At 63.6% G+C, this 12,486-nt stretch carries 8 protein-coding genes; 5 read left to right on the forward strand and 3 right to left on the reverse strand.

The window, feature by feature from the left end; translation table 11 throughout:
* Positions 1-89: 89 nt before the first annotated feature.
* A complete protein-coding gene (locus J7573_RS14675) occupies positions 90-2,645 on the reverse strand; it encodes a sulfite reductase flavoprotein subunit alpha (RefSeq protein ID WP_294336186.1) in 2,556 nt (851 codons plus the stop codon).
* A 102-nt stretch (positions 2,646-2,747) separates the two neighbouring features.
* Positions 2,748-5,018, reverse strand: a complete 2,271-nt coding sequence (locus tag J7573_RS14680; RefSeq protein ID WP_294336188.1) for a TonB-dependent siderophore receptor — start codon at positions 5,016-5,018, stop codon at positions 2,748-2,750.
* A 219-nt stretch (positions 5,019-5,237) separates the two neighbouring features.
* Here J7573_RS14680 and J7573_RS14685 point away from each other — a divergent pair, with 219 nt between their 5' ends.
* The gene (locus tag J7573_RS14685; protein ID WP_294336190.1) at positions 5,238-5,918 is read left to right on the forward strand and encodes a Fe2+-dependent dioxygenase; all 681 of its coding nucleotides are present in this window, start codon (positions 5,238-5,240) and stop codon (positions 5,916-5,918) included.
* A 3-nt stretch (positions 5,919-5,921) separates the two neighbouring features.
* Positions 5,922-6,671, forward strand: a complete 750-nt coding sequence (locus J7573_RS14690) for a tetratricopeptide repeat protein (protein ID WP_294336193.1) — start codon at positions 5,922-5,924, stop codon at positions 6,669-6,671.
* Positions 6,672-6,809: 138 nt separating this feature from the next.
* Here J7573_RS14690 and J7573_RS14695 read toward each other — a convergent pair whose 3' ends face one another.
* Positions 6,810-7,973: a type III PLP-dependent enzyme gene (locus tag J7573_RS14695; protein WP_025337787.1), complete on the reverse strand. Its 1,164-nt coding sequence runs from the start codon at positions 7,971-7,973 to the stop codon at positions 6,810-6,812.
* 506 nt (positions 7,974-8,479) lie between these two features.
* On the opposite strand from J7573_RS14695, the gene J7573_RS14700 reads away from it, so the two are divergent.
* The 3 genes from J7573_RS14700 to J7573_RS14710 all read left to right on the forward strand — a co-directional run bounded on the left by J7573_RS14700 (position 8,480) and on the right by J7573_RS14710 (position 12,485).
* On the forward strand, positions 8,480-8,968 hold the full coding sequence (locus J7573_RS14700) for a sigma-70 family RNA polymerase sigma factor (protein WP_294336215.1): 489 nt from the start codon (positions 8,480-8,482) through the stop codon (positions 8,966-8,968).
* Positions 8,969-8,985: 17 nt separating this feature from the next.
* Positions 8,986-9,948, forward strand: coding sequence for a FecR family protein (locus J7573_RS14705; protein WP_294336218.1), 963 nt, complete (start codon positions 8,986-8,988; stop codon positions 9,946-9,948).
* Positions 9,949-10,055: 107 nt separating this feature from the next.
* Positions 10,056-12,485: a TonB-dependent siderophore receptor gene (locus J7573_RS14710; protein WP_294336219.1), complete on the forward strand. Its 2,430-nt coding sequence runs from the start codon at positions 10,056-10,058 to the stop codon at positions 12,483-12,485.
* The last annotated feature ends 1 nt before the right edge of the window (position 12,486 follow it).

Below are 12,486 nucleotides of genomic sequence, written 5' to 3' on the forward strand. Positions count from 1 at the left end.
ATTTCAAGGTTGCTGCATAAATTGCCGGGGCCGCTTCGCGGCCCATCGCCGGCAAGCGCGGCTCCCACAAAGGCCGGTGCAGCTAGCAGCTAATACACATCCCGCCGATACCGCCCATCCTCGATCAGCTGCTGAACAGTCTCTTCCCCCAGCAAGCCGTTGAGCGCCGCATCAACCCCGGCAGCCATGCCTTGCAGGCTACCGCAGACATACACACAAGCCCCGTCAGCCACCCAGCGCTTGAACTCATCGGCGTGCTGCAGCAGCACATCCTGCACATACACTTTCTCGGCCTGGTCCCGCGAAAACGCCAGGTCCAGCCGCGCCAGGTCGCCACTCTCGACCCAGCCCTGCAGCTCCGCGCCACACAGCAGGTCATGCGCCCGGTTACGCTCGCCGAACAGCAGCCAGTTGCGCTGCTCGCCCGCATTGACCCGCGCGCGGATCAGGCTGCGCAGGCCGGCCAGGCCGGTGCCGTTGCCGATCAGGATCATCGGTGCAGCGGTCTCAGGCAGGTGGAAGCCACTGTTGCGGCGCAGGCGCAGGTTCAAGGTGCCGCCCTGCGGCAGGTACTCGGTCAGCCAGCCCGAACCCAGGCCGAGGTTACCGTCGGCATGGCGCTCCTGGCGCACGATCAGTTCCAGCACGCCATCGCTGGCGATCGAGGCAATCGAGTACTCGCGGCTGCCGATCGGCACCAATGCATCGATCAGCGCTTGTGGGCGCAGGCCGAGCAGGTGATCGCGACGGCTCGGCAACTGGCGGCCAGCCAGCGCCTGGTTCAAGGTTTGCTGCAGACCTTCGGCGTGCACCATGGCCTCGGCGTCCAATGCCATCCCGTGGAGGAACGCATCGATCCGTGGCTGGCCATTGAGCGGCAGGATTTCCACCAGGTCACCGGCTTCCCAGCTGGCGGGTTGCTCGGGCCGCAGGCCCAGCAGGTAGACCGGCTGGCCTTGGCTGCCTGGGTTGAGCAGATCGCGTTGCACCAGGGTCCAGTTGCCGAAGCTCGGCGGCTGCCAGGCGCTGACGGGCTGGGCGCCGGTCAGTTGCGCCAGTTCCTGCTGCCACTGCTGCAATGCGGCCTGGTCGGCGTTGTCCACTTCCACCGGGCTGAATGCGCTGCTGGCGCCACGCTCGCCAAGCCACGCCTGCAGGCGCCGGGCGAAGCCGCAGAAGTGCGGATACTGGCGGTCGCCAAGGGCGAGCAGGGCATAGTCGAGGTGGTTCAGTGCCCAGGGTTGGCCGAGGACCTTGCGTTCGAAGCCGCGTGCGCTGTCGGGCGCTTCGCCGTCGCCGAAGGTGCTGACCACGAACAGGGCGCGGCGAGCCTGGCGCAAGTCTGCTTCACCCAGGTCGGCCAGCGCGCGTACTTGTACCGGCAAGCCGGCGGCCTGCAACTGCCTGGCACTTTGCCAGGCCAGTTGCTCGGCGAAGCCGCTCTGGCTGGCGAAGCCGATCAGCCAGCTGTCGCCGCCGACCTGGTTGCTGTCGACCGTGCCGCGGGCAGCCCGTACCTGGCGCTTCTTGCGCCGGCGGTCGAGGTACAGCAGCCAGCCGGTGACGAAGAACAGCGGCATGGTCAGGCTGGCAATGGTGACGATGATGCGACCCGGCAGGCCGAAGTACTCGCCGACGTGCAGGGCGTAGACGCTTTGCAGCAGTTGCGCCTTGAAGGACTTGTCGCTGTAGCGGTCCTGGCTCTTGACCTGGCCGGTGGCCGGGTCGAGCACCAGGGTGTTGAACGCACGCGGGTGGGCGGCGTCCTCGAGCAGGTAGAACAGGTTGGCCGGCTGTCCGCCAGCCGGGGGCAGGCGCAGGTTGTACATGGCCAGGCCCGGGCCGGCGGCGTTCTTGAGGTTGGCCCAGATGGCGTCGTAGTCGACCACCAGCGGCGGCGCGTTCTTGTCGGCCTTGGGCGGCCCATGGCGGCCACGGCCTTCGCCGCGTTTCTGCTGCTGCCCTGCGGCGGGCTCATCGGCCAGCAGCTTGTTCAGGCCCGAGCGGTACCATTCGTAGGACCAGAACAGCCCGGTCAGCGCGAACAGGAGGTAGAACAGCAGACACCAGGTACCGGCCACGGCGTGCAGGTCCCAGTTGAAGGCACGGCCTTTCTTGGCCCAGTCGAAGGTCAGCCAGGTGCGCCAGTTCAGCGCCTTGCGCGGCCAGCGCAGGTACAGGCCGGACAGGCAGAAGAACACCAGCATCAGGGTACAGGCGCCGGTGATCTGGCGGCCGGTGTCGCCCATGGCGAGGAAGCGGTGCAGGGTCAGCATCAGGTTGAAGAAGCCTTGCCCGGCCGCCTCGCCCTTGAGCTCGCCGGTGTACGGGTCGGCATAGCGCAGCGCGCCCCGGCGCTCGCCCGGTGGCGGGGTGAAGAACACCCGCGCGGCATTGCCTTCGCGCACGTCCACCCACAGCATCGAGACCTTGTCGCCTTGCTCGGCCTCGACCCGGCGCACCAGTTCGCCCGGTGGCAGCACGCCCTCGGCGCGCACCTCGACCTTGAGCACATCGGCGTTAAACGCACGCAGCAGTTCTTCCTGGAACGAGTACAGCGCACCGGTGATGCCCATCAAGGCCAGCACCAGGCCAGCGGTGATGCCAAAGAACCAGTGCAGTTGGAACAACGTCTTCTTCACCACATCTCTCACCTTGTGTTGCTGCCACAAACCGCGCGGCGTGCATTATGCCTTGATACGCAAAAGCCCCGTTCACAGGTATGAACGGGGCTCGGCGGTGTTTCGTCAGAAGTGGAAGCTGGTGGTCAGCAGCGCAGTCCGCCCTGCGGCCTGGTTGGCATAGTGCGCAGCGTAGGCCTTGTCGTAGTAGACCTCATTGGTGAGGTTCTGCACGTTCAGCTGCAGGTCGACGTTCTTGGTCAACTTGTAGCTGGCCATGGCGTCGTAGCGCCAGTACGAGTCGACCATCACGCTGTTGGTGGTGTTGCCGAACACATCATCGACATAGAAGGCACCACCGCCAATGGTCAGTTTCGGCGTGACATTGTAAGTGGTCCACAGTGTCAGGCTGTTGTTGGGCGTGTTAGGCAGCTGGTTGCCATCGTTGTAGCCATCGACGAACACCGTGCCAACCTTCTGCGCACCACCGTCGATCAGCTTGGCGTCCATGTAGGTGTAGCCAGCGAATACCTGCCAGGCGTCGGTCAGCTTGCCAGTGGCGCTCAGTTCGAGGCCATCGACGCGGGTCTTGCCGATGTTCTGGTAGGTGTTGTTGTCCACCAGCACACGGGCGTTTTCCTTCTCGGTGCGGAAGATCGCCGCGGTCAGCGCCAGGCGCTCATTGAACAGGTCCCACTTGGTGCCGACTTCGTAGTTGGTGGTTTCTTCCGGCTTCAGGTCGCTGGTGGTGGTGGCAGTCAACAGCGGGTTGCCGTCGGAGCCTTCGCCGAGCGAGGCGCCAGCCGGGGTGGCGGAAGTGGCATAGGACACATAGATGCTGCCGTTGTCGGCAGGCTTCCAGGTCAGGCCCAGCTGGCCGGTGACGAACTCGCTGGTGTCTTCGGTCTTGAAGCTGGTCGATCCATTGGCCAGCTTGGTCTTGGCCTTGGTGTCGAAGTGATCGTAGCGCAGGCCCATGGTCAGCAACCAGGCCGGGTCGAGCTCCAGTGTGTCGGTGAAGTAGATGGCGCGCGTAGTACCTGCGGTGTCGGCGCCGGCCAGGGTGCGGCTGACGTCGCCGTCCCACTCTTCATTCGGGTTGGGGTTCTGGAACGAGGTGCACACGCCGGAGATCTGCCCGGTTGCACTCGAGCACTTGCCAGAGCTGAAGCCCGTGACGTTGTAGCCGGTTTTAACCGAGGTCTCACGGCTCAGTTCGATGCCGGTGGAGAAGGTGTTCTTCATGCCGGCGACGTAGAAGTCGCCGAACAGGTCGGTCTGGTTGGTGGTGGTACGGGTGTTGGCCACACGGTTGTTCGGGCGACGCCAGACTTCACCATTGAGGATGTTGCCCTTGCTGTCGTCGGGCTGGCTGTAGATGTAGTCCTGCAGCGTGTTGCCGTGACGCAGGGTGTTCTTGATGGTCAGCGAGTCGTTCAGGTCGTGCTCGATGCTGATGGTCGAGATATCGGCACGGCTCTTGGAGAAGTCGCGACCGACCAGGCCGTAGTAGTTGCTGCTACTGCCGCCGCCGTGGGTCGGCTTGTCCGGGTTGGCCGAAGTGCGGGCAGCCGAGCTGCCGGAGCGCAGGCTGTAGGGAATGCCCGAATCCGGCAGGTCGTCGCTTTCCAGGTGGTAGTAGTCCAGGCTCAAACGAGTATCGGTACCCAGGCCGAATACCAGCGAAGGTGCCACGCCCCAGCGGTCGTAGTTGACCTCGTCGCGGCCAGCGACGTTGCTTTTGTGGGTCATCAGGTTGAGGCGGCCGGCGACAGAGTCGCTGAACTGGTAGTTACCATCGAGGGTGTAGCGTTCGGTCTGATCGCTGCCCCAGGTCCAGGCGCCGTCCAGCGAGTTGCCCAGGTGTGCGCGCTTGCTGACCATGTTGATGGTACCGCCAGCTGCGCCACGACCACCGATCGAGGAGTTGGGGCCCTTGGCCACTTCTACCGACTCGATGGCAAAGATTTCGCGAGTTTGCGAACCGGTATCGCGCACGCCGTCCAGGTACATCGAGCTCTGGCTGTCGAAGCCACGAATGAACGGGCGGTCGCCGGAAGGGTTGCCGCCTTCGCCAGCACCCATGGTGATACCCGGTACGGTGCGCAGGGCGTCCTGCAGGGTCAGGGCGCTGGTGTCCTTGATGATCTGCTGCGGGATCACGGTGACCGAGCGCGGGGTGTCCACCAACGGTGCGGTGTACTTCTGCGAGGAGACCTTGTCGACCTTGTAGTCGGTGCTGGCCTGTTCAGCCTTGCCATTGACACTGGTGGCGTCGAGGGTGACGGCATTGTTGGCAGCCGGGTCGGCGGCGTAGGCGCCCGAAGCGCTGAGGGCGACCCCGATGGCCGAGGCGATCAGGCGTGGTGAGCTCACTGCAGATGGTACGTGACGCATTGTTATTGGCCTTCCCCAAGGTATGAAGGCCGCGGATGTTAATGTAAGGGATTGTAAGGCACAATTGAGACTCGTTACCATTCGCTAGAAATTTACAATCTTTACATATTCTCTTTACGATTTATGGACACTGAATCGTCTAAGGCACAGCCAGGGCTTGTGCAGCGTAAAAGGGAATCAATATCATTGAGCCTTTACAGATCTTAACGGTGCTGCCGCATGCTGCTTCATATCCCAGGGTTGTTCGACGCCGATGAACTGGCCCGTATCCGCGAGGCGCTGGAGCAGACCGACTGGGCCGACGGCAAGGTCACGGCTGGCTACCAGTCGGCCAAGGCCAAGCACAACCTGCAGCTGTCGGAAGGGCACCCGTTGGGCAAGGAAATCGGCAGCGCACTGATCGACCGCTTGTGGCAGACCCCGCGTTTCATGTCGGCGGCCTTGCCGCACAAGGTGTTCCCGCCACTGATCAACTGCTACCGCGAGGGCGGCAACTTCGGTTTCCACATCGACAATGCCCTGCGCCAGCCCAAGGGCAGCGCAGAGCGGGTGCGCACCGACCTGTCCTCGACCCTGTTCCTCAGCGACCCGGACAGCTACGACGGCGGCGAACTGGTGATCCAGGACACCTACGGCGTGCAGCAGGTGAAGCTGGCGGCCGGCGACCTGGTGCTGTACCCCGGCACCAGCCTGCACAAGGTCAACCCGGTGACCCGTGGCGTGCGCTACGCGGCGTTCTTCTGGACCCAGAGCCTGGTGCGCGAGGACAGCCAGCGGGCATTGCTGTTCGAGATGGACAATGCCATCCAGCAGCTCACCGCCGACGTGCCTGACCACCCGTCCCTGCTGCAACTGACCGGCACCTACCACAACCTGCTGCGCCGCTGGGCCGAGGTCTGAGCCATGTCCTATCAGTTGCGTCGTGAAGAAGTGGTGGATGCTGCCGGCCTGCAGGCCATGCTCGAACACAGCCCCGGCCAGGCGGCCCAGGCGATCCTGGCGGCGGCGGGGGAGGGCGTGGTCGAGGCGCAGTTGCTGCTCGGGCAGATCCTGCTCGATGGCCGTGGCATCGAGCAGGATGCCAGTGTCGCCCGGCGCTGGTTCGGTATTGCGGCACAAGGCGGCAGTGCCATGGCGCACAACATGCTCGGTCGTTGCCTGGAACATGGCTGGGGTGGCGAGGTGAACCTGGCACAGTCGGCCATTCACTATGCACGGGCGGCCGATGCCGGGCTGGATTGGGGGCTGTACAACCTCGGCAATTTGCTGGCCACCGGGCGTGGTCTGCCGGCCAACCAGGCCCAGGCGCTGACCTGTTACGAAAAGGCGGCGCAGATGGGGCATGCCAAGTCGATGAACCTGTATGGGCGCTACCTTGAGCATGGTATTGCCACGGCGCCGAGCCCGGTGCGGGCAGTGCGCTGGTATCGGCGTTCGGCCGAGGCGGGGGATTTTCGTGGGATGTTCAGCCTGGCGATGGTGCTGACCGAGCGGGGCGAGGTGGCGGAGGCGGGGACCTGGCTGGAGCGGGCCAAGGTCGAGGGGAACCTGAACTTCCTGCGCAGTGCCTTGATGACCCTGCAGGGGGCAGGCCCCGTGTTGGTGGCTTTTGCCGGGAGCTATGCCGCAGAGCTGGAGCGGCGCGAGGCCTGATGTTCCCTGTGCCGGCCTCTTCGCGGGTAAACCCGCTCCCACAGAGATCGCGTCACATTGGAAGCTGGCGCCGTGCCCGCGAAGGGGCCGGCACAGGAGAGCACAAATGAAAACGGGGCCTTTCGGCCCCGTTCTGCATTACAGGTAGTACGCCTTCAGCGGCGGGAAGCCGTTGAATTCCACTGCGCTGTAGCTGGTGGTGTAGGCGCCGGTCGACAGCCAGTACAGGCGGTCACCGATGGCCAGGTTCAGCGGCAGGCCGTACTTGTAGTTTTCGTACATGATGTCGGCGCTGTCGCAGGTCGGGCCGGCGATGACCACTTCTTCGGCTTCGCCTTTCTTCTCGGTCCAGATCGGGAACTTGATGGCTTCGTCCATGGTTTCGATCAGGCCGGAGAACTTGCCCACGTCGGTGTAGATCCAGCGCTCGACGGCGGTGCGCGACTTGCGTGCGACCAGCACCACTTCACTGACCAGGATACCGGCGTTGGCGATCAGCGAACGGCCTGGCTCGAGGATGATTTCTGGCAGGTCGTCACCGAAGTCTTCCTTCAGGAAGCGGATGATCTCTTCGGCGTAGGTCTCGAGGCTGTTGGTACGGGTGATGTAGTTGGCCGGGAAGCCGCCACCCATGTTGATCAGCTTCAGCTCGATGCCGTCTTCTTCCTTCAGGCGCTCGAAGATCACCTTGACCTTGGCGATGGCGGCGTCCCACACGCTGATGTCGCGCTGTTGCGAGCCAACGTGGAAGGAGATGCCGTAAGGCACCAGGCCCAGGTCACGGGCGAGGATCAGCAGGTCCATGGCCATGTCGGTCTGGCAGCCGAATTTGCGCGACAGTGGCCAGTCGGCCGTGGTCGAGCCTTCGGTGAGGATACGCACGTACACCTTCGAGCCCGGCGCGGCCTTGGCGATGTTGCGCAGGTCGGCTTCCGAGTCGGTGGCGTACAGGCGCACGCCCTTCTCGTAGAAGTAGCGAATGTCCTTGGACTTCTTGATGGTGTTGCCGTAGCTGATACGGTCGGCGCTGACCCCACGGCCCAGGACCTTGTCCAGCTCGTAGATCGAGGCGATGTCGAAGCTCGAACCTTTCTCTTTGAGCAGGTCGATGATCTCGACGGCCGGGTTGGCCTTGACTGCGTAGTACACCTTGGCGAATTCGAAACCAGCACGCAGGTCGTCATAGGCCTGGCTGATCATCTGGGTGTCGATGAGTACGAACGGGGTTTCCTGCTTGTCGGCGAACGCCTTCATCTTCTGGAAGGTGTCACGCGCGAAATAGTCTTCGACCTGGATCGACATGCTCAGGGACTCCATGGGCAAACTGAAAGATTAAGTGGCTGCAAACTGAACGTCCTCCGTATCCCCACTTTGGTTCGCCTACTCAGTACTTGAGCCGGATGGATCGTTTCCAGCATGGACGTTCGGCGCGCACTTTAGGGCGTGAAGAATGCAGAATCAACAGGCAATCCGGGCGCGATCGTCGTGGAACGACGCCCTACCCGTTGAATAACCGACTCGCATGACCACCTGATGTTCCCCCGGGTGTTTCAAGCGTAAAAAATTGTGGAATGGAGCGTTTTGACCCCTGTGCAGGCAAGCCCCTTTTTACAGGCATCAAGCGATTTCTGTGGGAGCGGGCGTGCCCGCGAAAAGGCCTCAGGTGTTCATATTTATGGCCACATTTTCCTGGCACTGCCGTACATGAAAAACACGATAAATTTTTTGTTACCGTCGGGCAGATTTGCCGTTATGGATGAGAAACATTACTATTCGCACCCTCATCCGCCTCCCTGACGACCCCCACCGTGTCCGGACACAAAGGCTTCCTCGACCACTACCATGAGCTGATCGGCACCTGGACGCGCAAGTTGCGCAGTCGTCAGCAGGCCGAGGACCTCACCCACGATGCCTTTGTCCGGGTACTGGAAAACCCGCGCGAACAGGTCGAGCAGCCACGTGCCTACCTGCACCAGACTGCCCGCAACATCGCCGTGGATGGGTTTCGCCGCGAAGACCGGCGCCAGGCCCTGGCGCTGGAGGCCTTCGATGAGGGCAGCAGCGCCAGCGACGATCCGGAAGCCTACATGCATGCCCTGGAACTGGCCGACAGCGTCGAGCGTGCACTGGCCGAGTTGCCGCTGAACTGCCGCCGGGTGTTCATCTGGCAGAAGCTCGAAGGCCTGAGCCAGGCCGAGATCGCCGAGCGCATGGGTTTGACCAAGAACATGGTCGAAAAGTATATGATTCGCACGCTCCGACATCTGCGTGAGCACCTGGATGTGTCAGCACGATGAGTCAGGAGACCTTTCCCATGAAACAGCACGGTTCCGAGACCGTCCGTGAGCAGGCGGCCGCGTGGTTCGTGCGCATGCAGGACGCGCCGCGCGATGCCGCGCTGCAGAAACAGCTACGTGCCTGGCTGGCCGCCGACCCCAGCCACCGTGCCGAGTACGATGCCCTGGCCACGGTCTGGAGCGCGGCGGAACTGATCCCGCGCCAGCGCCTCGAGGCGCTGTGCGAGCCGGACCCGGTACGCCAGCTACCGCAGCGGCGCCTGCTGCGCCAGGCGCTGGCGGCGAGTGTGGCGGTGGTGGCGCTGGGGCTGGGCTGGATGGGCTGGCACTACCAGCAGCTCAATCACCAGGATCAGCTGCAGACGGCCTTTGGCGAGCGCCGCCAGGTCGAGTTGCCCGACGGCTCGCACCTCGAACTCAACGGCGCCACCCAGCTGCACGTCGATTTCAGCCCGGGCCGTCGGCACATCCAGTTGAACGCAGGTGAGGCGATGTTCATCGTCGCCCACGACAGCAGCCGCCCGTTCGTGGTCGACACCGCCCAGGGCAGCGTGACCGTGACCGGCACCCGTTTCGATGTGCGTCTGGACCCGGCCGCTACCCGTGTGGCGGTCGAGCAGGGTTCGGTGCGTGTGCAGGGCAGTGACACCTCGCTGGCGCAACTGGGCGCTGGCCAAGGTTCCCACATAGACGCGCATGGCAAGGTCGCCACTCCTTATGCGGTCAACGCCAGCGCACTGACCGCCTGGCGCCAGGGCAAGCTGGTGTTCGACAACGCTACCCTCGCCGAGGTGGTGGCCGAAGTGTCGCGCTACCGTGCCCAGCCACTGCGCGTGGCACCTGGCAAAGTTGCCCAGTTGCGCCTCTCCAGCACCTTCAGCACCGACGATACGGACGCGCTGCTGCGCGCCTTGCCGAGCATCCTGCCGGTGGCGATCAAGGCCCATGAAGACGGCTCCCGCGAAATTATCGCGAAATAGATTCAGGTTTTTTTCCGCTCGTTCGTCTTCCCCGCCAGCTGCAACTGCCAAGCATTTCCATTCGCATGCGGTTGGCGTTTATTCCTTCTTCAGGATGTTTCGACGACGTGAACAACAACAAACCTTTTCCACGCCTGAGCGTTCTGGCGCTGGCCCTGGCGGTCAGCACCGCGGCCATCAATGCCCAGGCCGAGCAGGCCGGCAGCACGATCCAGATCCAGGCGCAGCCTTTGGCCTCGGCGCTGAGCCAGTTGGGCCAGCAGACCAACCTGCAGCTGTTCTTCAGCCCTGAACTGGTGGCGGGCAAGCAGGCCCCGGCCGTGTCCGGCAACCTGGCGCCCGAGCAGGCGCTGCAGCAACTGTTGCAGGGCAGCGGGCTGACCTATGAGATGTCCGAAGACACGGTGGTGGTGAAGCCGGCCCAGCCTGCCGGCACGCTCACCACCGGCAGCCTGGAGCTGGCGCCCACCGACGTGAAGGTAGTCGGTGACTGGCTGGGCGATGCCGACCAGGCCGTGGTGCAGAACCACCCTGGCGCGCGCACCGTGGTCCGTCGCGAGGCGATGGTGGAGAAAGGCGCGATGAACGTACGCGATGTGCTGCGCGGCATCCCTGGCGTGCAGGTACAGGACAGCAACGGCACTGGCGGCAGTGACCTGTCGCTGAACGTTGGCGTGCGTGGCCTGACCTCGCGCCTGTCGCCACGCTCGACCGTGCTGATCGACGGCATACCGGCGGCCTTTGCGCCCTATGGCCAGCCACAGCTGTCGATGGCACCGATCTCCTCGGGCAACCTCGACAGCATCGACGTGGTGCGCGGCGCAGGCTCGGTGCGCTATGGCCCGCAGAACGTCGGTGGGGTGATCAACTTCGTGACCCGGGCGATTCCCGAAAAGGCATCGGCGGAGCTGTCCACCACCTTGGAAACCTCCCAGCACGGCGGTTGGAAGCACACCGAATCGGCGTTCGTCGGCGGTACCGCCGACAACGGCATGGGCGTGGCCTTGCTGTACACCGGCGTCAACGGCAACGGTTATCGCGAGAGCAACAACGGCAACGACATTGACGACGTCATCCTCAAGACCCACTGGGCGCCGACCGACGTCGACGAGTTCTGGCTCAACTTTCATTACTACGATGGCCGTGCCGACATGCCCGGTGGCCTGACCCAGGCCCAGTACGACAGCAACCCGTACCAGTCGCTGCGCGACTACGACTACTTCGCCGGCCGGCGCAAGGACGTGTCGTTCAAGTGGCAGCGCCAGCTCGACGATGCCACCCAGTTCGAAGTGCTGACCTATTACACCGACAGCTTCCGTGGCAGCGCCATCGCCGCGCGCGACATGAAGACCCTGTCGTCATACCCGCGCAATTACCACACCTTCGCCATCGAGCCACGGGTGTCGCGGATCTTCTTCGCAGGCCCTACCACCCAGGAAGTCAGCGTCGGTTATCGCTACCTGAAAGAGGCCATGCGCGAGCAGTCGACCCGCCTGGCACTGATCGACAACGTGCCGACGCCCACCCCGACGTCTGACGGCCACGTGTTCCAGGACCGCAGCGGCGGTACCGAAGCCAGCGCCTACTACATCGATGACAAGATCGATGTCGGCAACTGGACCATCACCCCGGGCATCCGTTTCGAGCACATCAATACCGACTGGCGCGACCGCCCGGTGCTGGATGCCAACAACCGCCCGGTGCCGGAGAAGAACCGCAGCATCACCAGCAACGAGCCGCTGCCGGCGCTGAGCGTGATGTACCACATCTCCGATGCCTGGAAGCTGTTCGCCAACTACGAAACCTCGTTCGGCAGCCTGCAGTACTTCCAGCTGGGTCAGGGCGGCACCGGCAATAGCACGGCCAACGGCCTGGAGCCGGAAAAAGCCAAGACCTACGAGCTCGGTACCCGTTATGACAACGGCGGTTTCGCCGGTGAGCTGACCGCGTTCTACATCGACTTCGATGACGAGCTGCAGTACATCAGCAACGACGTGGGCTGGACCAACCTCGGCGCGACCAAGCACCAGGGTATCGAGGCTTCGGTACGCTATGACCTGGCCGGGTTGGACCCGCGCCTGGACGGCCTGTCGGTGAGCGGCGGCTACACCTATACCCGCGCGACGTATGAAGGGGATATTCCGGGCTTCAAGGGCCGTGACCTGCCGTTCTATTCGCGCCAGGTGGCCACGGCCGGGGTGCGTTATGCGATCAACCGCTGGACCTGGAATCTGGATGCCTACGCCCAGTCCAAGCAGCGTGCGCCGGGGACCGGGATCAATGCCGATGGCAGCTTCACGGGTGACTACATCACCGAGCCGAGTGCCGATGGGCAGTATGGCGATATTCCGGGGTATGTGACCTGGCATGCCCGTGGTGGGTACGCGTTTGGGCCGGAGATGTCCAACCTGAAGCTGGCGGCGGGGGTGAAGAACCTGTTCGACAAGCAGTACTTCACGCGTTCGAGCGACAACAATGCCGGCATCTATGTGGGTGAGCCGCGGACCTTCTATGTGCAGGCCAGTGTAGGGTTCTGAG

The sequence above is a fragment of the Pseudomonas sp. genome (genome assembly GCF_017744435.1).
In the GTDB taxonomy this organism is placed as follows: Bacteria; Pseudomonadota; Gammaproteobacteria; order Pseudomonadales; family Pseudomonadaceae; genus Aquipseudomonas.